This is a genomic window from Actinokineospora diospyrosa, assembly GCF_024171925.1.
Taxonomy (GTDB): domain Bacteria; phylum Actinomycetota; class Actinomycetes; order Mycobacteriales; family Pseudonocardiaceae; genus Actinokineospora; species Actinokineospora diospyrosa.
The window spans coordinates 245,366-263,511 of the sequence record NZ_JAMTCO010000012.1 but is presented as its reverse complement, the minus strand read 5'-3'; the positions used below and the strand labels follow the sequence as shown (position 1 = coordinate 263,511).

The following is an 18,146-nucleotide window of genomic DNA, read 5'->3' as shown; positions in this document are numbered from 1 at the left end:
CCCGGTCACGGCGGCGGTGAACTTCGTCGCACACGGTGAGCTGCTGTTACACCCCGGTCGGTCTCGGCGATACCCGACCTGGGTGACCTCTGGTGTCGGGAGCGTCGGGTGTACTTCGGGAAGTTCTTCGCGCTGCTGGTGCGGCGGTGGCTGGTGGTGGTGCCGCTGCTGCTCATCGCGCTGGTCGGCGCCGGCTACGCCTACGTCTCCACCCCGCTGGGCTACCAGTGGACCGGCACCGTCGTCATGCTCGCCCCTAAAGACGGCCGGATCGTGCGGCCGCCCAGCCAGCTCGAGCAGACCAACGCGCTGCTGGCGTTCGCGCCGACCCTCTCGACCATCACCATCATGCTGATCGAGGAGACCGCGGTCTCGGCTGGCAAGCTGGTCACCCAGCCCAAGGACGCCGTCGTGATCACCCGGGAAGGCCCGTTCATGACCGCCAAGGTCGAGGGCGCGACCCAGGCGCGGGCCAAGGAGCTGGGCAGGCTGGCGTTCGACCTGATCCGCAACTCCCTCGACGACAAGCAGCGCTCGCTCGGCGCCCCGCCGAGCACCTGGGTCACCGTCAGCGTGGTCGCCGCGCCGGAGGAGCCGGAGAAGCTGCCCAAGGCGAAGATCACCAAGGTCGGCGGCATCCTGGCCGGTGGCGGGCTGCTGGCGCTGTTCAGCGCGGTCGCGGTGGAGAGCGTCGCGGATTACCGGCGGCGCAAGCGGCTGCGGGCGGTCACCTGAGAGGGGACGGGAGCCCCCTCGTACCCTTGACCACCGTGCTTGTCCTCGCGGTCGACACCGCCACCCCCGCGGTCACCGCCGGAGTCGTCGAACTCACCGGCGGTACCCCCAGGCTGCTCGCGCAGCGGGTCACCGTCGACGCCCGCGCGCACGGCGAACTGCTCACCCCGCACCTGCGCGACGCCGTCGCCGAGGCCGGGCACACCCTGGCCGACCTCGACGCCCTGGTCTGCGGGGTCGGGCCCGGTCCGTTCACCGGCCTGCGGGCGGGCATGGTCACCGCGGCCGCCCTCGGGCACGCGCTGGACCGCCCGGTGTTCCCGGTGTGCACGCTCGACGCGATCGCCGCCGAGGTGCCCGGTGAGCCGCTGCTGGTGGTCACCGACGCCCGGCGCAAGGAGCTCTACTGGGCGCGGTACGCCGCCGACGGCACCCGCCTCGACGAACCCGCCGTGAACCGGCCCGCGGACATCCCCCTCGCGGGGGTCACCCGGATCGTGGGCGCGCGGATCCACGACCTGGGCCAGCCGGTCACCGGGCCGGAGTACCCCAGCCCGCTCGGCCTCGTCCTGGCCGCCGACCTCACCGGCGAGCCCGGCCCGCTGACGCCGCTCTACCTGCGCAGGCCCGACGCCGTCGAGCCGGGCGCGCGCAAACGGGTGAGCCCGGGGTGAGCGAGTCGTTGCGGATCGAGCCGCTGCGCCGCGTCGACCTGCGCCGCTGCGCCGAGCTGGAGCGCGCCCTGTTCCCCGCCGACGACCCGTGGAGCGAGTCGGCCTTCGCCTCCGAGCTGGACTGGGGGCACTTCTACGTCGGCGCGCACACCGGTGAGCTGCTGATCGGCTACGCGGGTCTGTCCCTAGCCGGTGCGCCGGGCGACATGGAGGCCAGCGTGCACAACATCGGCGTCGACCCGGTCTGGCAGGGCCGCGGCGTCGGCAAGGCGCTGCTGCGCGCGCTGCTGGAGCGGGCCGACGACGAGCGCGCGCAGGTGTTCCTCGAGGTCCGCACCGACAACGCCGCCGCGATCGCCCTCTACGAGGCGCACGGCTTCGCCACCATCGGCCTACGCCGCCGCTACTACCAACCCTCCGGCGCCGACGCGTTCACCATGGTCCGGCCCGCGCGAGTGCAGGAGTCCACGTGACGATCATCCTGGGCATCGAGAGCTCCTGCGACGAGACCGGGGTCGGCCTCGTCCGCCTCGGCCCCGACGGGGCGGTGGAACTGCTGGCCGACGAGGTCGCCTCCAGCGTCGAGCAGCACGCCAGGTTCGGCGGGGTCGTGCCGGAGGTGGCCAGCCGGGCGCACCTGGAGGCCATGGTCCCGACCATGCGCCGCGCGTTCGAGGTGGCAGGCCTGCGCCTGTCCGATGTGGACGCGGTCGCGGTGACCTGCGGGCCCGGCCTGGCGGGCGCCCTGCTGGTCGGTGTGTCAGCGGCGAAGGCCTATGCGCTGTCGCTGGGGGTCCCGCTCTACGGGGTCAACCACCTGGCCGGACACGTCGCCGCGGACACGCTGGAGCACGGCGCGCTGCCTTCACCGACCCTGGCGCTGTTGGTGTCTGGTGGGCACAGCCAGCTCTTGCGCGTAGACAACCTGGCGGGCGAGATCACCGAAATCGGCTCCACCATCGATGACGCTGCCGGTGAGGCTTACGACAAGGTGGCCAGGGTCATCGGCTTGCCCTACCCGGGTGGCCCGCCTATCGACAAGGCCGCCCAGCGCGGCAACCCCGCGGCTATCCCGTTCCCGCGCGGCCTTACCGGCCCCCGGGATGCCAAGTACGACTTCTCCTTCTCTGGCCTTAAGACATCCGTCGCCCGCTGGGTAGAAGCCCGCGAACGCGACGGCGAAGAAGTCCCTGTAGACGACGTCGCAGCGTCCTTCCAAGAGGCCGTGGCAGACGTGCTGACCGCTAAAGCAGTCCGCGCAGCAACCGACCTAGGCATGAGCACCCTGGTCATCTCCGGCGGCGTGGCCGCTAACTCCCGCCTCAAGCAACTAGCCGCCGAACGCTGCGCCGCCGCAGGCATCACCCTGCGCGTCCCCCGCCCCCGCCTCTGCACCGACAACGGCGCCATGATCGCCGCCCTAGGCGCCCACCTAGTCGCCGCCGGGGTCAAACCCTCATCCCTAGACCTCACCACCGACCCCGCCCTCCCGGTCTCCACCATCTCGGTCTGACACTCGGCAACAGAGATGGGCCTGGCGCGCCCCAACTGAACTTCATGAGGTGCGTAGTGCAGAACCCGATGTATCCAGAGCTCTTCGGATTCACTGCTCTCACATGGCAGGCGGGCTCAACATTGATCACCGGCGGCGCGCTCGCCGTGGCGATCGCCGTTGGTTGGCGGCAACTGGCGGCCGCGCGCAAGCTACGAGAGGAACAAGCGCGACCTTACATCGTCGTCGACATCGTTCCTGGTCTCACTTCTCGGAAGCTGCTGGATCTTGTAGTGACCAATATCGGCAAGTCACCTGCCTATGACTTGCGCATCACCTTCGACCCCGCCCCCGAGCGGACTGACGAGATTGGCGAGTTCAAGCTCAAGGATGCTCGCATTCTGGCGGAAAAGACGCCCATGTTCGCTCCGGGGCGAGAGTTTCGCATGTTCTTCGACAGTGCGGTCGATCGCACTAAGAGCCAGCTGCCTATGAGTTTCGCGGTGAAGGTCGAGTACAAGGACAGTCGTGGCAAGGGCTACATCGACGAAACTCAACTCGACTTCGATGTACAACGCGGCGCCGCCTATGTCGCTGTCTACGGCATTCATGACGGTGTGAAGGCCCTGATCGACATCGCGAAGAAGGTATAGGCGCACTGAAGGACTGCGGAGTGGGGCTCTCAGAGTCGCTCTTGGAGCCCCACTCTCGCCCTTATGCCTGGTGCAGTGTGTGGCCGCGGTCTTCGACCACGAAGCTGGCGGCTGTGGTGGCTTCGGCGCCTGCGGTGCGGACGTGGGATAGGACGCGGAAGTCGGCTCGGAGTTCCTTGGCGGTGATGCGGGTGCGGACGTAGCCGCGGCGGTTCTTGTAGAACTTCAGGTGGGGGTTCTCGGCGAGGACGGTCGCGTTGGTGTCGTCGGCGCCGTCGCCGGTTGAGGTGATCGAGGTGGTGACGAGTTCGACGGCGACGCTGCGGGAGTCGGGGTTGTCGAAGTTCTGCTTGACGTCCCCGGCCCAGTGGCGGTGCACGTCGCCGGTCAGCACGACACCGTTGCGGGCGGTGGCCAGACCCGCGGCGACCTTGTCCCGGCTGGCCTTGTAGCCGTCCCAGGCGTCCATGCTGAAGCCCTGCTTCTCGCCCGCGGTCAGGTCCCGCTGGGCGAAGAACACCTGCTGGCCCAGCACGTCCCAGCGCGCCCGCGACCCGCGCAGGCCGTCGAGCAGCCACCGCTCCTGCTCGGCCCCGGTGATCGTGCGGGCCGCGTCCAGGCGGTCGGCGCAGTCGACCTTGGTGCCGTCGCCGCAAGCCTGGTCGCTGCGGTACTGGCGGGTGTCGAGCATGTGGAAGTTCGCCAACGCGCCCCACCGGACCCGGCGGAACAGCCGCATGTCCTGGCCGCGTGGACGGGCGGCGCGGCGCAGCGGCATGTTTTCGTAGTACGCCTGGAACGCGGCGGCGCGGCGGGCGGGGAACTCGGGGTCCGGCGCCTCGGGCACGTCGTCGGCCCAGTTGTTCTCGACCTCATGATCATCGAAGACGACCAGCCAGGGCGCGATCTGGTGCGCGAGTTGGAGGTCCGGGTCGGTCTTGTACTGGGCGTGGCGCAGCCGGTAGTCGGCGATGGTGCGGGTCTCGGGCCCGACCACAGCGCGCACGTCGGCGGCCTTGCCCGCGTACTCGTACTGGTAGTCGCCCAGGTGCAGCACCAGGTCGGGGTGGTCCTCGGCGAGGCGGCGGTAGGCGGTGAAGAAGCCCTCGCCGAAGTGCGAGCAGGAGGCGAAGGACATGGTCAGCGCGCCGGTCAGCGAGTGCGGCGCGGGCGCGGTGCGGGTGCGACCGGTCTCGGACACGTGCTCCTGGACCCGGAAGCGGTAGAAGTACTCGGCGCCGGGGCGCAGGCCCGCCAGTTCGACGTGCACGCTGTGCGCGGACTCCGGTCGGGCCCACTCGACGCCGGTCCGCACCACGTGCCGGAACCGCTCGTCCGTCGCGACCTGCCAGAACACCGGGAGTGCGCGGTTCGGCATGCCGCCGAGACCGTCGAGGGCGAGCGGGTCCTGGGCCAGCCGCGTCCACAGCACGACGCCGTCGGCGGACGGGTCACCGGAGGCGACGCCGAGGGTGAAGGGGTCGGCGAGGGTGCGGTTGGGGGTGGCGAGCGCGGGGGTGCCGACGCCGACCGCGACGAGGCTCGCGGCGGCAGCGCCACCGAGCAGCACGGACCGGCGGTTGGGAGTGTTCATGTGGTGGGGCCTCCCTGATCGGGTGATAGCTGGCCGCCACCCTGCCCCGTGGCGGTTTCCCGCGACCCACTTCCGGATGAGACCTGGGTGATCGCCTGGCATACCCCGGTTGACTTGCTGCCGAAGGGACTAACGTCGACCGGGTGCACCCCGTTCTCTCGCTGCTGCGCTCCCGCCTGTCCTCCGGTAGCCGTACCGACGGCCGCAAGCTCGCCCTCGCCGTGGAAGGTGGTGGCAGCCGAGGCGCTTACTCCGGCGGCATGATCGCGGGTCTCGACGACTTAGGCCTGACCGGCTGCTTCGACGCCGTTTACGGTGCCTCGGCCGGTGCGCTCAACGGCGCCTGGATGCTCGGCGGCCAAGCGCAAACAGGCACCTTCGGCTGGTCCGACCCGGCCATCATGCGACGGGTGACCAACCCTTGGCGCTTGCGTCGCGTCGTCGACACTGAGCACCTCGTGCAGGTTGTCTACGAGGCCGTCCCCATGAACTTCGCGGCAATCTTGTCCAACCCCACCACTTTTCACCCACTTGCCACTGATGCCGCTACCGGTGAAGCGGTGGATCTACACCCGTTCTTGAAGGATCAGCGCTCACTGCAGTTAGCTCTCCGCGCGTCGACAGGTCTACCGGTGTTGTCAGGTCGCCCGGTGACTTTGGCGGGCAGGCAGTGGATCGATGCCGGCTTGGCAGAGGCAATCCCGTTCCGCACAGCGATCGCAGATGGCGCTACCGACGTACTAGTACTCCGCACCCGCCCCGACGGCTGGGCCGCACTACCGCCATCCCGAGTCGAAACCGCCGTCGTCTCCCGCTACCTCCGCCGGGTCGCCCCAGGTGCCCTCACAAGCTGGCAATCCCGCCACACCCGCCAACTCGCCGACGACAACGACCTAGCCACCCACCCGTCGATTCTGCAGATCCGCCCACCCTCCACAGCCCCCGAAGTCCCCCGCCTCACCCGCGACACCCTCCTACTCCGCCGCGCCGTAAGACTCGGCCGAGAAGCAGCCCTAGCCGCCCTAGCCGCCTGACAGGCCAGCTTCAACGAGGAGGGACCACTACCTCCCGTCGCATGCAGACTCTTGTGGCGGGATTCAGGCCCAGTTCGGCTTCTCGGTCGACAACGGCCTGGAGGGCGGGGGTTGGCTCTACCTGTCGGAAGCCGATTCGCTCGTAGTAGGGCGCGTTCCAAGGTACGTCCCGGAACGTCGTTAGGGTCAACGCTTCTAGGTTGTGGTCTATGGCCCAGCCTTCGAGGTGGTCGACCAAAGCGCGGCCCAGGCCACGCCCCCTGACAATCGGGTCGATGCTCACCTGGGCTACATGGGCGCAGCCACCGACAACCTCTGCCTGCAGGTAGCCGACAACCCGCCCCTGGTACTCCGCGACCCAAGCGAGCCCGCCTGCGACGGATTCCGCCAACTCCTCGATCGTCGGTGGGTCGTCGTCGGCGATCTCGGGCATGCCGATGTCGCGGAAGGCGGCGCCAGCCAGGACCTCGATCTCCTGGAGCCGTTCGAAGTCCGCCGCGGTGGCCGCTCTGATCACCCCTGAGCCATATCACGATCGGGCCTGGTCAGGCCACGCTCCCATGTCACACGTGGGGGTCGTTGCAGGCTTAGCAGTCGCGTGGGTAGAGTGCTAGTTGCACGGCGCCAAGTACCGCCCCGACCCCCGCGACGGCGGGGTGGCAGGAGCCGTGGGCGTGGCTCCCAGGGAGTCGCGCTCTTGTACCTGCCAACGCTTTCGACGACCCGTGGAGGTCACAGCGGTGAGCGTGAACATCAAGCCGCTCGAGGACAAGATCGTCGTCCAGGCGAGCGAGGCCGAGGCGACGACCGCCTCCGGCCTGGTCATCCCGGACACCGCCAAGGAGAAGCCCCAGGAGGGCAAGGTCCTGGCCGTTGGCCCGGGCCGGATCGACGACAAGGGCAACCGCGTCCCGGTGGACGTGGCCGTCGGCGACGTCGTCATCTACTCCAAGTACGGCGGCACCGAGGTCAAGTACAATGGCGAGGAGTACTTGATCCTCTCCGCCCGCGACGTGCTGGCTGTCATCAACTGACAACCCGGCTGACCAAGCGCCCCGGCGGCCCCGTTCGGGGCACCCGGGGCGCTCGGCGTCTCTAGAGCTGCCACCAACGAGAGGTAGTCAATGCCCAAGCAGATCAGCTTCGACGAGGACGCTCGTCGGGCTCTCGAGCGCGGCGTGAACAAGCTCGCGGACGCGGTCAAGGTCACCCTTGGCCCGCGCGGGCGGCACGTCGTGCTCGCCAAGAAGTTCGGTGGACCGACCGTCACCAACGACGGCGTGACCATCGCCCGTGAGATCGACCTCGAGGACCCCTTCGAGAACCTCGGCGCGCAGCTGGCCAAGAACGTCGCCACCAAGACCAACGACGTCGCAGGCGACGGCACCACCACCGCGACCGTGCTGGCCCAGGCGCTGGTGCGCGTCGGCCTGCGCAACGTGGCCGCGGGCGCCAACCCGACCGCGATCGGCAAGGGCATCCAGGCCGCCTCCGACGCCGTGGTCGAGTCGCTCAAGGCCAAGGCCACCCCGGTCAAGGGCCGCGACAACATCGCCCAGGTCGGCACCGTCGCCTCCCGCGACGCCTCGATCGGCGCGCTGCTCGGCGAGGCCATCGAGAAGGTCGGCGAGGACGGTGTGATCACCGTGGAGGAGTCCTCCACGCTGGCCACCGAGCTCGTCATCACCGAGGGCGTGCAGTTCGACAAGGGCTACGTCTCGGCCCACTTCGCCACCGACCTGGAGGCGCAGGAGGCCGTGCTGGAGGACACCTACGTCCTGCTGCACCGGGAGAAGATCTCCGCGCTCGCCGACCTGCTGCCGCTGCTGGAGAAGGTCGCGCAGAGCGGCCGCTCCATCCTGATCGTGGCCGAGGACGTCGACGGCGAGGCGCTGTCCACCCTGGTGGTCAACGCCCTGCGCAAGACGATCAAGGCCGTCGCGGTCAAGGCGCCGTTCTTCGGCGACCGCCGCAAGGCCTTCCTCGACGACCTCGCGGTCGTCACCGGCGGCGAGGTCATCTCCGCCGAGATCGGCGTCAAGCTGTCCGAGGCGACCCTGGAGCAGCTGGGCACCGCCCGCCGCGTCGTGATCACCAAGGACGACACCACGCTGATCGACGGCGGTGGCGAGAAGTCCGGCATCACCGCGCGCGCCGAGCAGCTGCGCAAGGAGATCGAGGCGTCGGACTCCGACTGGGACCGCGAGAAGCTGCAGGAGCGGCTGGCCAAGCTCTCCGGTGGCGTCGCGGTCATCAAGGTCGGCGCCGCGACCGAGACCGAGCTCTCCGAGCGCAAGCACCGCATCGAGGACGCGGTCGCCGCGACCAAGGCCGCGGTCGAGGAGGGCATCGTCCCCGGCGGCGGTTCCGCGCTGGTCCAGGTCGCCAAGGAGCTCGAGGGCAACCTCGGCCTCACCGGCGACGAGGCGACCGGTGTCGCGATCGTGCGCGAGGCGCTCAGCGCGCCGCTCTACTGGATCGCCGCCAACGGCGGCCAGGAGGGCGCGGTCGTGGTGAACAAGGTCCGCGAGCTGCCGTGGGGCCAGGGCTTCAACGCCGCCAAGCTGGTCTACGGCGACCTGCTCGCCGACGGCGTCGTCGACCCGGTCAAGGTCACCCGCTCCGCGGTGGCCAACGCCGCCTCCATCGCCCGCATGGTGCTCACCACCGAGAGCGCGGTCGTGGAGAAGAAGGACGACGAGCCCGCCGGTGGCGGTCACGGGCACGGCCACGGTCACGGGCACTGACCTGATCGGGTGAACGCCCGCCGCGCCAGCGGCGTCGAACCACCAGCGGTACCGAACAGCCAGGGCCCGGTCGATCCCGACCGGGCCCTGGTTCGTCCGTGCGCCGCGCTACTTGGCCACGGCCAGCGTGCGCTTCTCGGTCTTGATGATCGCCTCGCGCTCGGACTCCGAGAGCCCGCCCCAGATCCCGTACGGCTCGTGCACCGCGAGCGCGTGGCTGCGGCACAGCGACAGCACGGGGCACGCCTGGCAGATCGCCTTCGCCTTGGCCTCCCGCCGCGCCCGCGCCGGACCGCGCTCGCCGTCGGGGTGGAAGAAGAACGCGCTGTCCATCCCCCGGCAGGAACCGTCGAGCTGCCAGTCCCACACGTCGGCGTTCGGACCGGGGAGCCTGCGAGTGTCCGCCATGGTGGCCGCCTCCTGACGAGTGGACTTGCGGAGTCAATACTCCATTCGGTGCAGCGGCTTACACGCTAGAAGCGCGCCAACCCTTGTTCAAGGGTGATCGACTCATCGGATACGCGATTCAGCCGATCGGATTCACCCGCTCGACGCAGCGTGGTCAACGCATCCGGTTGCCGGACCTCTCGTGTCACCCGACGATGGTCCAGTGGTGGCTGACATCCCGTCCGACCACGCGGAGGCTTCCACCGAGCGTGGTCAACTTCCGCTCCGCCGCCGTCCGCGCGGCGAAGGACGTGTAACGAAAGCGGCCGAGCCGACGCTCCCGGTCGCCGCGGTGGCCAGCAGGCTCGGCATCGCGCCGTCGACCCTGCGCACCTGGGACCGGCGCTACGGCCTCGGGCCGACCGGGCACGCGACCGGGGCGCACCGGCGCTACGGCCCGGCCGACGTCGCCCGGCTCGAACTCATGCGCCGCGCCCTGCTCGAAGGCGCCGCGCCCGCTCAAGCGGCCGAGTACGCCCTGCGGGCGACCCCTGGGGAGGCCACCAGCTTCGGTAGGACAACCCCGCACGGTGGGCGTCGCCTGTCGCTACGCGGGGAGGCCTCCGCCGCGCGCGGGTTGGGTCGGGCGGCGATGGCTATGGATGATCGGTCGGTGCAGCGGATCATCACGGAGGCGATCGACGCCAGCGGCGTGGTCACGGCGTGGGACGAGGTGGTGCGGCCGGTCCTCAACGCGGTAGCCGGGCGCTGGACCGCCTCAGGGGACTGCGTGGAGGTCGAGCACCTGGTCAACGAGTGCGTGTTGGCCGCGATGATCCGGCAGACGCCACTGGTCCCGGTTCCGCGCAACCCCCGGCCGGTGATGCTGTGCTGCGCGCCGCAGGAGACGCACTCGCTCCCGCTCTATGTGCTGCGAGCCGCACTCGCCCGCCGTGAGATCGGCACCATCATGCTCGGCGCTGCCGTGCCAGAGGCCGCTCTTACCGCGGCCGTCCGCCGCACAGCGCCTGCCGCGGTCGTCGTGTGGGCTCAACTGCCGGTGCAGCAGGCCGCGCTGGCCAAGGTCCCGCGGACCGGTCAACGGGCACATGTGTTCGCGGGCGGCCCCGGCTGGGCGGAGGTAGACCTGCCGCCCCGCGCCGAGCGGCTCGTCGACCTGCCCGGCGCGGTGGCCCGGATCGAGGCGCTCCTGCTCGCCGACCACGGGTCGGAGACGGGGTCGACCGGGTGAGTGACCACGATCGTGACCTGCTCTGGGCAGCCGCGTTCGGCCCCGAACCCGGCGCACACCCACTCAGAGTGGGTCCTGGCTGGGAGCGCTCCTGGTTGGCGGCTGTCACTCTCGGTGGCCAAGGCCGCTACGCGGCGGCCGCGGCCCGGCTGTGGCCGGTGATCTCCGCGGCCGACCCGGTGCTCGCCGCCCTCGCCGCGGCGACCCTCGCCGCGCACCGCAGGCAGCTCGGCGGCCACGCCATCGCCAGGGACCTCGACGCGCTCGGTTTGCGCCGCCTCACCGAGGCGGGGTTGACCACCGGGAAACGATCACCCGCCTGGGCCGGGGACGATCACCGGCCGCCGGGCACCGGCGCCGCGGCCGCCCGGTCCGACGTCCTGCTCGGCCTCGCCGCCGACGCGATCGGGCTCGGCAGGCCCGACGAGGCGCGCACCCTGCTCGGAATCGAGTCCGCCTCGGCGGACGGGGGCTGGCGGGCCGAGATCAAACGCGGTTGGGTGGCCGCGGAGGTCGAGTTGGTCTCGGGGCGCCCAGCGGCCGCGCTGGCCCCCGCGCAGGCCGCCTCGGCGGCCGCGGCCCGGTCGCCGTCGCTGCGCTTGCGGGCCAAGTCGAACCTCGTCCTCGGCGCGACCCTGGCCGCGGCGGGTGATCACCGGGGGGCGCTCCCGGCGATCAAGGACTGCCTGCGTGCGGCGATCACCCACGGGCTCGAGCCGCTGCGTTGGCCCTGCCGCATCGTGTTAGCTGGACTGGAGCCGGAACGGGCCGCGCAACACCGGCGGGAAGCGGTCATCGCCCTTGACTGTGTGTTACGACACGCCGATCCCGCTGGCCGGGCCGCGGCCGTCGCGTCGCCATGGGTTCCGACCTCGGGTTTTGAGCTTGGTCCGAACAGGTGACATCGGCAGTCCGGTCTTCCGGTGGATTGGTTGACAGATTTACCACCGAATCGTGTCAAGGTTCGGGCCCCGGCGTCCGATAGGGGTTATGGAACGTCACTCGGCTGCAGGAAGGGAGTCCCCGTGACGACGGTCTTGATCTGCGACGACCGCCGCAGCGTGCGGGAGGGCTTGACCCGTGTCATGTCCGCTGTGCCAGGGGTCAGTCGCATCGACTGCGTAGCGCACGGTGACGAGTTGCTCGCCCGCTTCTCCCGGCAGCCGGTGGATGTCGTCCTCGTCGGCACCCAGCGCGCGGTGCCAACCGGGGTGGAGGCGACGCGGCGGCTTGTGTCAGCCAACCCGCAGGCCAACGTCATCGTGTTCGGCGCGCCGGACGACGCGGGCAGCATCGCCGCCGCCATCGCGGGCGGCGCACGCGGTTACCTGCGCTGGGACGCCTCGCGTCCCGAGCTGGTCGCCGCGCTCGCACACACGCTGGCCAGCACCTCGGTGCCAGCACCGAGGCAACCATCGGACCCAGGGGTCCAGCTCACCGACCGCGAGCTGCAAGTGCTGCGCGGCATGAGCCAGGGCAAGAGCAACGGGCAGATCGGCCGCGAGCTGTACCTGTCCGAAGACACCGTGAAGACGCACGCGCGGCGGCTGTTCCGCAAGCTCGGCGTCCGTGACCGCGCGCAAGCGGTGGCCCATGGGTTCCGGCGCGGCCTGGTCTCCTAACCGCACCAGCGTCGGCGACCAGCCGTGCATGCCCGAAGCGCACCGGGCACGCACGGCTGGTCGTGTGTGTTCGCTCACCCGTTCGGTGACCCCTCGCGGCCGTGGAGGTGCCCGCAGTGCCCGCAGTCCCCACCGCGCCGACCCGCTCCTCGCTGATCCACCCTGCGCTGATCTCTCCTGTGCCGATCCACCCCGCGCTGATCCACCCCGGGCCGATCCACCCCGGGCCGATCCACCCTGTGTCGATCCACCCCGCGCCGGTACCCCCGGTTCCGAGGTCCCCCGGGGCGCTCATCCGCGCGACCCCCACCCCCGGGGCTACTGTGGCGTGCGCCACTCCGTCCCCCGGCCCGCCCACCGACAGCTGGGCGGCTCGCCAGGGCGGTACGGTGGACCCCGAGTCGGGCAACGGCCTCGGTTCGGTGTCCTTCAGATGACCGCACTCGTAACACCAGGGCTGCATTCTGCGATGACCACATTGGGGGACGGACTGGACGCGTCGGTTAGCGCTGCCGTCGAGGGTGACCCTCGCGCGGTGGAGCGGGTGCTGGCGTCCGTTCGACCCCTGGTGGTGCGGTACTGCCGCGCCCGTGTCGGCAGGCAGGAACGCTCGTTCGCCTCGGCGGACGACGTGGCGCAGGAGGTGTGTCTCGCGGTGTTGACGGCCCTGCCCGGCTACCGCGACCAAGGCCGCCCGTTCCTGGCCTTCGTCTACGGCATCGCCGCGCACAAGGTCGCCGACGCGCACCGGGCCTCCGCGCGTAACCGATCAGACCCCGTCGCCGACGTACCCGACGAACCGGAGACGCAAGCCGGTCCGGAGCAACGGGCGATGCAGGGGGAGCTGTCGCGCCGGATGAGCGAGCTGCTGTCTGTCCTACCGGACAAGCAACGTGAGATCGTCGTGCTCCGGGTCGTGGTGGGCCTCTCGGCTGAGGAGACAGCCGAGGCGGTTGGATCCACACCCGGCGCGGTTCGAGTGGCCCAACACCGGGCACTTGCCAGGTTGCGCAAGACTTTGTCGGCGGAGGAGGTGGCCTGAGTGCCCGACCAGAGCGATCGTGACGAACGCGGTGCGGATGACGCCGCGTCCGCGCGTCCCGAACAGCTGAACGTGACCCCGGTGCCGTTCGGCGCGGGCCTGCGGCTCGACGACGAGTACGCCGATCTCGCCGAGTCCGACGACGCCGTGGACATCTCCCGGGTGCACGCCGACGACGCGTTCCTCGACGCGCTCGGCGCCGCGGTCCGGGGTGAGCGCGTGGTCGACGACCCGCTCGCCGGGTCCGGCTACGACACCGCTTACGACTCCGACCTGCCGCCGGACTTCCGCGACGACGAGCTCGCCGCGCTGCTGAGCTCCTGGCGCGACGAGGTCGACTCCGCGCCGATCGGCGAGCTGGTCGACGCCAAGCTCGCGGTGGCCACCGTGGTGGCGGCGAAAGCCCGCGGCCGTCGTAGACCCAGGCTCCTGGTGCCGTTCGCCGCCGCTGCCGCGGTGCTGGCCATCGCCTTCACCGGCGCCGGTCTCGCCGCCCGCGACGCCCAGCCGGGCGACACCCTGTGGAGCCTGACCAAGGTCCTCTACGCCGACCACGCCCGGTCCGTCGAGGCGGCCGCGTCGGTGCGCGAGGACCTCGACATCGCCCAGACCGCGCTCGCCGACGGCAAGCTCGCCGAGGCGAAGTCGAAGCTCGAAGACGCCAAGAAGGGCCTGCCCGCGGTCGCCAGCGAGGACGGCGCGGCCGAGCTCGCCGCGACCCACGCCGACCTGCTCTCGCAGCTGCCCGGTTCGCCCGCCAACGGCGCGCAGCCGCCGCCGCTGCCGACGCCGACCACCATCCCGCCCGCGACCACGACGTCGCCGAGCACCACGACCTCGCTCAACCCCCCGCCGGTGACGACGTCGCAGAGCTCCCCGCCGGTGCCGACCAGCGAGCCGTCAACGCCGCCGTCGACGACGACCACCCCGTCGGAGACCACCACGCCGCAGTCCGAGGTGCCCAGGCTCATCGACCCGGAACCCGGCGCGCCGCTGTCAGGCCCCGCCTCCGGCGACACGACCACCTGACCCGGACTAAGTACCCGCGAAGCCGCGAAAAAGCCCCGTAGGACGTTCCTACGGGGCTTTTTCGACCGGTCTAGAGCGCGTTCTCGCTCGCGGTGACCCCGTCGGCGTAGCCGCGGCAGTACTCCCAGCTGACGTAGCTGCTCGGGTCCGGGTCGAACGCGGGCTCGTGCGGGCGCATCTTGCCGTCGTTGAGCAGCTGCTCCAGGCTCGCTGCCAGCAGGGCCCAGTCGTGGTAGTGCGGCTCTTGGCACTCGCCGCAGTCCACCACGATGCCGCGCACGCCGCGCGGCTCCAGCAGCGCCTGGTAGACGGCGAGGTCCGACAGGTCGGCGAGCAGTTCCTCGCGCTCCTGCTCACTCATCGGCGGCCCCGCCTCGTCGTCGGCGGCGTCATCGAGCAGCGCCTTGGCCGGGTCGTCCGGGTCACCGGCGAACGGGTCCGGCGGCAGCGCGCCGCTGTGGTCCCCGGTGGACCTGTCGTCCCACGGTCCACCGGGGGACGGGCTGGGTGGAATCGCGTCATGCGGCACGACCACGCACGGTACCGGGCGGGGCCAGCCAGGTGCCCGGATACCATGGGGGAACCGGGCCGCCGCGCACTCCAGCGGGTTCACGGCGCGGCAGCAGGCCACCCCCGAACCCCCGGCTCGGCCACCGGGACCGCAGGCCCGGCAGGAAGGTCAGTCACCCACCATGACCAGCGAGCTCAACGCTGACGGGGTACCCGCCAAGTTCGCCACCCTAGGGCTCACCTTCGACGACGTGCTGCTGCAGCCAGCCCAGTCCGATGTGATCCCGAGCACTGTGGAGACCACGACCCGGATCTCGCGCAACGTCACGCTGCGCATCCCGCTCGCCTCGGCCGCGATGGACACCGTCACCGAGGCCAGGATGGCCATCGCCATGGCCCGCCAGGGCGGCATCGGCATCCTGCAGCGCAACCTGTCCATCGAGGAGCAGGCCAGGCAGGCGGAGACGGTCAAGCGCTCCGAGGCGGGCATGGTCACCGACCCGGTCACCTGCGCGCCGGGCGACACCCTCGCCGAGGTCGACGCCATGTGCGCGCGCTACCGCATCTCGGGCCTGCCGGTCACCGACGCCGAGGGCACCCTGGTGGGGATCATCACCAACCGGGACATGCGCTTCGAGGTCGACCACACCCGGCTGGTCAGCGAGGTCATGACCAAGGGCCCGCTGGTCACCGCCCAGGTGGGCGTGTCGGCTGAGGCCGCGCTCGGCCTGCTGCGCCGCCACAAGGTGGAGAAGCTGCCGATCATCGACGGCGACGGCAAGCTGCGCGGCCTGATCACCGTCAAGGACTTCGTGAAGACCGAGCAGTACCCCAACGCCACCAAGGACCCGGACGGCAGGCTCATCTGCGGTGCCGCGGTCGGCGTCGGCGAGGACGGCTACAAGCGCGCGATGACCCTGTTCGACGCGGGGGTCGACGTGCTGATGGTCGACACCGCACACGGGCACGCGCGCGCGGTGCTCGACGTCGTCACCCGGCTCAAGAAGGAACTCGGCGACGCGGTCGACGTGGTCGGCGGCAACGTGGCCACCCGCGCGGGCGCGCAAGCCATGGTCGACGCGGGCGCGGACGGCGTGAAGGTCGGCGTCGGTCCTGGCTCCATCTGCACGACCCGGGTCGTCGCGGGCGTCGGCGTGCCGCAGATCACCGCGATCTACGAGGCATCCCTCGCCGCGGGCCCGGCAGGCGTACCGGTGATCGGCGACGGTGGCATCCAGTACTCCGGCGACATCGCCAAGGCCATCGCCGCCGGTGCGGACGCGGTCATGATCGGCAGCCTGCTCGCGGGCACCGCCGAGGCGCCCGGCGAGCTGATCCTGGTCAACGGCAAGCAGTTCAAGAGCTACCGGGGCATGGGCTCGCTCGGCGCGATGCGCACCCGCGGCGAGGCCAAGTCCTACTCCAAGGACCGCTACGCCCAGGACGACGTGCTCTCCGAGGACAAGCTGGTGCCCGAGGGCATCGAGGGCCGCATCCCGTTCCGCGGCCCGCTGTCCAACGTGGTCCACCAGCTCATCGGCGGTCTGCGCGCGGGCATGGGCTACACCGGGGCGCGCACGATCGGCGAGCTCAAGCTGGCCCAGCTCGTCCGGATCACCGCGGCCGGGCTCAAGGAGAGCCACCCGCACGACATCACGATGACCGTCGAAGCGCCGAACTACACCACCCGCTGACCTGCTCAGCGCTCGGAAAGGAACACCCCCGTGCGGGATCTTGTCGACATCGGCATGGGCCGGACCGCCCGGCGCGCCTTCGGGCTCGACGAGGTGGAGATCGTGCCGTCGCGGCGCACCCGCTCGTCCAAGGACGTGGCCACCACCTGGCAGATCGACGCCTACCGGTTCGACATCCCGCTGATCACCCACCCGACCGACGCGATCGTCTCGCCGGGCACCGCGGTGGCCGTCGGGGAGCTCGGCGGCCTCGGGGTGATCAACGCCGAGGGCCTGTGGGCCCGGCACGCCAACGTCGAGGAGGCGCTGTTCGCCCTGGTCGGCGCGGCCGAGAAGGGCGATGACCCCGGGCTGCTGGTGGCCGAGCTGCAGCGGCTGCACGCGGCGCCGATCCAGGTCGAGCTGATCGCCGAGGCGATCCGGCCGGTCCGCGAGTCCGGGGTGACGGTCGCGGCGCGGGTGAGCCCGCAGCGCGCGGCCGAGCTGACCCCGCACCTGCTGGCCGCGGGCGTGGAGATCCTGGTGGTGCAGGGCACGATCGTGTCCGCCGAGCACGTGGCCCGCGATTCCGGTGGGGACGAGCCGCTGAATCTGAAGCGGTTCATCGCCGACTTGGACGTGCCCGTCATCGCGGGCGGCGTGCACGACTACCGCACCGCGATGCACCTGATGCGCACGGGCGCGGCGGGCGTGATCGTCGGCTACGGGCACTGCGCGGGGATCACCACGACTGACAGCGCCCTGGGGATCGGGACGCCGATGGCAACGGCGATCGTTGACGCTGCCGCCGCCCGGCGGGATTACCTGGACGAGACCGGTGGTCGGTACGTGCACGTCATCGCCGACGGTGACGTGCACGCAAGTGGTGACATCGCCAAGTCCATCGCTTGCGGCGCGGACGCGGTGATGCTGGGCGCGCCGCTCGCACTGGCCGCCGAGGCGCCCGGGCAGGGCCTGTACTGGACCTCGGCGGCGGCGCACCCGTCGCTGCCGCGCAGCCGGGTGCTGCCGGTCGCCGAGGACGTCGAGGTGGACCTCAAGACGCTGCTGTTCGGCCCGTCCACCGACGCCGACGGCCTGGTGAACCTGTTCGGCGCGCTGCGCAGGTCGATGGCCAAGACCGGCTACTCGGACCTGAAGGAGTTCCAGAAGGTCGGCTTGACGGTCCGCGCATGAGGCGGGTGCTGCACGGCGGTGACGGGTTCGCGTTGGCCGAACCCGCCGAGGGCGACGTGGAGCGGCTGCGGGCCGCCTCCGACGGCGCGTTCGACGTGGACCCCGACCCCCGGCCGTCGCTCCCGCCGCTCAACATCGGGCGGGCGGTGGTGGTCGACTCGGCCTCCGGCGAGCTGCTCGGCGACGTGAGTTGGCACCAGGTGTCCTACGGGCCCACCCGCGGCTGCGCGGCGTGGAACATGGGCATCGGGCTGCTGCCCGCGGCGCGGGGGCGCGGTGCCGGGGTCGGCGCGCTGCGGTTGCTGGTGGAGCACCTGTTCGCCACGACCGACCTGGACCGGGTCGAGGCGTCCACCGACGTGACCAACGTGGCCGCGCGGCGGGCGATCGCCGGGGCAGGCCTGCGCGAGGAAGGCGTCGCGCGCGGGGCGCAGCTGCGGGGCGGGCAGCGCAGGGACATGGTGCTGTTCGGGCTGCTGCGGGCCGACCTGGGCTGACCGGCGTC

20 protein-coding genes are annotated in these 18,146 nt (G+C 71.0%); 16 read left to right on the top strand and 4 right to left on the bottom strand.

Annotated features, from left to right (window positions below):
• Positions 1-108: 108 nt before the first annotated feature.
• The 5 genes from LV75_RS24885 to LV75_RS24865 are packed head-to-tail and all read left to right on the top strand — an operon-like array spanning position 109 to position 3,554.
• The gene (locus LV75_RS24885; RefSeq protein ID WP_253889401.1) at positions 109-735 is read left to right on the top strand and encodes a hypothetical protein; all 627 of its coding nucleotides are present in this window, start codon (positions 109-111) and stop codon (positions 733-735) included.
• Positions 736-770: 35 nt separating this feature from the next.
• Positions 771-1,409, top strand: a complete 639-nt coding sequence (gene tsaB / locus LV75_RS24880; RefSeq protein WP_253889400.1) for a tRNA (adenosine(37)-N6)-threonylcarbamoyltransferase complex dimerization subunit type 1 TsaB — start codon at positions 771-773, stop codon at positions 1,407-1,409.
• Between the two features lie 8 nt (positions 1,410-1,417).
• Positions 1,418-1,882 carry a ribosomal protein S18-alanine N-acetyltransferase gene (gene rimI, locus LV75_RS24875; RefSeq protein ID WP_253889451.1) on the top strand — a complete coding sequence of 155 codons (465 nt, stop codon included), beginning with the start codon at positions 1,418-1,420 and terminating at the stop codon, positions 1,880-1,882.
• Complete coding sequence (tsaD, locus tag LV75_RS24870; protein WP_253889399.1) at positions 1,879-2,922, top strand: tRNA (adenosine(37)-N6)-threonylcarbamoyltransferase complex transferase subunit TsaD; 1,044 nt, start codon at positions 1,879-1,881, stop codon at positions 2,920-2,922. The genes rimI and tsaD overlap by 4 nt, the downstream gene beginning before the upstream one ends.
• A gap of 56 nt (positions 2,923-2,978) precedes the next feature.
• Positions 2,979-3,554 (top strand): DUF8453 domain-containing protein, encoded by a 576-nt coding sequence (locus tag LV75_RS24865; RefSeq protein WP_253889398.1) that lies wholly within the window; start codon positions 2,979-2,981, stop codon positions 3,552-3,554.
• 61 nt (positions 3,555-3,615) lie between these two features.
• Here the strand turns inward: LV75_RS24865 and LV75_RS24860 are convergent, their stop codons facing one another.
• Positions 3,616-5,148, bottom strand: coding sequence for an alkaline phosphatase D family protein (locus tag LV75_RS24860; RefSeq protein ID WP_253889397.1), 1,533 nt, complete (start codon positions 5,146-5,148; stop codon positions 3,616-3,618).
• 143 nt (positions 5,149-5,291) lie between these two features.
• Between LV75_RS24860 and LV75_RS24855 the strand changes: the two genes are divergently transcribed.
• Positions 5,292-6,182, top strand: a complete 891-nt coding sequence (locus LV75_RS24855; protein ID WP_253889396.1) for a patatin-like phospholipase family protein — start codon at positions 5,292-5,294, stop codon at positions 6,180-6,182.
• Positions 6,183-6,192: 10 nt separating this feature from the next.
• Here the strand turns inward: LV75_RS24855 and LV75_RS24850 are convergent, their stop codons facing one another.
• Positions 6,193-6,699 (bottom strand): GNAT family N-acetyltransferase, encoded by a 507-nt coding sequence (locus tag LV75_RS24850; protein ID WP_253889394.1) that lies wholly within the window; start codon positions 6,697-6,699, stop codon positions 6,193-6,195.
• 223 nt (positions 6,700-6,922) lie between these two features.
• On the opposite strand from LV75_RS24850, the gene groES reads away from it, so the two are divergent.
• Both groES and groL read left to right on the top strand, forming a co-directional pair.
• Positions 6,923-7,216, top strand: a complete 294-nt coding sequence (gene groES / locus LV75_RS24845; protein WP_026316263.1) for a co-chaperone GroES — start codon at positions 6,923-6,925, stop codon at positions 7,214-7,216.
• A 90-nt stretch (positions 7,217-7,306) separates the two neighbouring features.
• Positions 7,307-8,929, top strand: a complete 1,623-nt coding sequence (gene groL / locus LV75_RS24840) for a chaperonin GroEL (protein ID WP_253889393.1) — start codon at positions 7,307-7,309, stop codon at positions 8,927-8,929.
• 108 nt (positions 8,930-9,037) lie between these two features.
• On the opposite strand, the gene LV75_RS24835 is transcribed toward groL, so the two are convergent.
• A complete protein-coding gene (locus LV75_RS24835; protein ID WP_092777779.1) occupies positions 9,038-9,337 on the bottom strand; it encodes a WhiB family transcriptional regulator in 300 nt (99 codons plus the stop codon).
• A 205-nt stretch (positions 9,338-9,542) separates the two neighbouring features.
• Here LV75_RS24835 and LV75_RS24830 point away from each other — a divergent pair, with 205 nt between their 5' ends.
• The 5 genes from LV75_RS24830 to LV75_RS24810 all read left to right on the top strand — a co-directional run bounded on the left by LV75_RS24830 (position 9,543) and on the right by LV75_RS24810 (position 14,261).
• Complete coding sequence (locus LV75_RS24830; protein WP_253889392.1) at positions 9,543-10,568, top strand: MerR family transcriptional regulator; 1,026 nt, start codon at positions 9,543-9,545, stop codon at positions 10,566-10,568.
• Positions 10,569-10,663: 95 nt separating this feature from the next.
• The gene (locus LV75_RS24825) at positions 10,664-11,470 is read left to right on the top strand and encodes a hypothetical protein (protein ID WP_253889391.1); all 807 of its coding nucleotides are present in this window, start codon (positions 10,664-10,666) and stop codon (positions 11,468-11,470) included.
• A 123-nt stretch (positions 11,471-11,593) separates the two neighbouring features.
• Positions 11,594-12,190: a response regulator transcription factor gene (locus LV75_RS24820; protein ID WP_018682728.1), complete on the top strand. Its 597-nt coding sequence runs from the start codon at positions 11,594-11,596 to the stop codon at positions 12,188-12,190.
• 469 nt (positions 12,191-12,659) lie between these two features.
• Complete coding sequence (locus LV75_RS24815; protein WP_253889390.1) at positions 12,660-13,232, top strand: sigma-70 family RNA polymerase sigma factor; 573 nt, start codon at positions 12,660-12,662, stop codon at positions 13,230-13,232.
• The gene (locus LV75_RS24810; protein WP_253889389.1) at positions 13,233-14,261 is read left to right on the top strand and encodes an anti-sigma-D factor RsdA; all 1,029 of its coding nucleotides are present in this window, start codon (positions 13,233-13,235) and stop codon (positions 14,259-14,261) included.
• 70 nt (positions 14,262-14,331) lie between these two features.
• On the opposite strand, the gene LV75_RS24805 is transcribed toward LV75_RS24810, so the two are convergent.
• Positions 14,332-14,709 (bottom strand): DUF5319 domain-containing protein, encoded by a 378-nt coding sequence (locus LV75_RS24805; protein WP_253889450.1) that lies wholly within the window; start codon positions 14,707-14,709, stop codon positions 14,332-14,334.
• 244 nt (positions 14,710-14,953) lie between these two features.
• Between LV75_RS24805 and guaB the strand changes: the two genes are divergently transcribed.
• The 3 genes from guaB to LV75_RS24790 are packed head-to-tail and all read left to right on the top strand — an operon-like array spanning position 14,954 to position 18,138.
• A complete protein-coding gene (guaB, locus tag LV75_RS24800) occupies positions 14,954-16,465 on the top strand; it encodes an IMP dehydrogenase (RefSeq protein WP_253889388.1) in 1,512 nt (503 codons plus the stop codon).
• A gap of 30 nt (positions 16,466-16,495) precedes the next feature.
• Positions 16,496-17,641 carry a GuaB3 family IMP dehydrogenase-related protein gene (locus LV75_RS24795; RefSeq protein ID WP_253889387.1) on the top strand — a complete coding sequence of 382 codons (1,146 nt, stop codon included), beginning with the start codon at positions 16,496-16,498 and terminating at the stop codon, positions 17,639-17,641.
• Positions 17,638-18,138, top strand: a complete 501-nt coding sequence (locus LV75_RS24790; protein ID WP_253889386.1) for a GNAT family N-acetyltransferase — start codon at positions 17,638-17,640, stop codon at positions 18,136-18,138. Before LV75_RS24795 ends, LV75_RS24790 begins: the two co-directional genes overlap by 4 nt.
• The last annotated feature ends 8 nt before the right edge of the window (positions 18,139-18,146 follow it).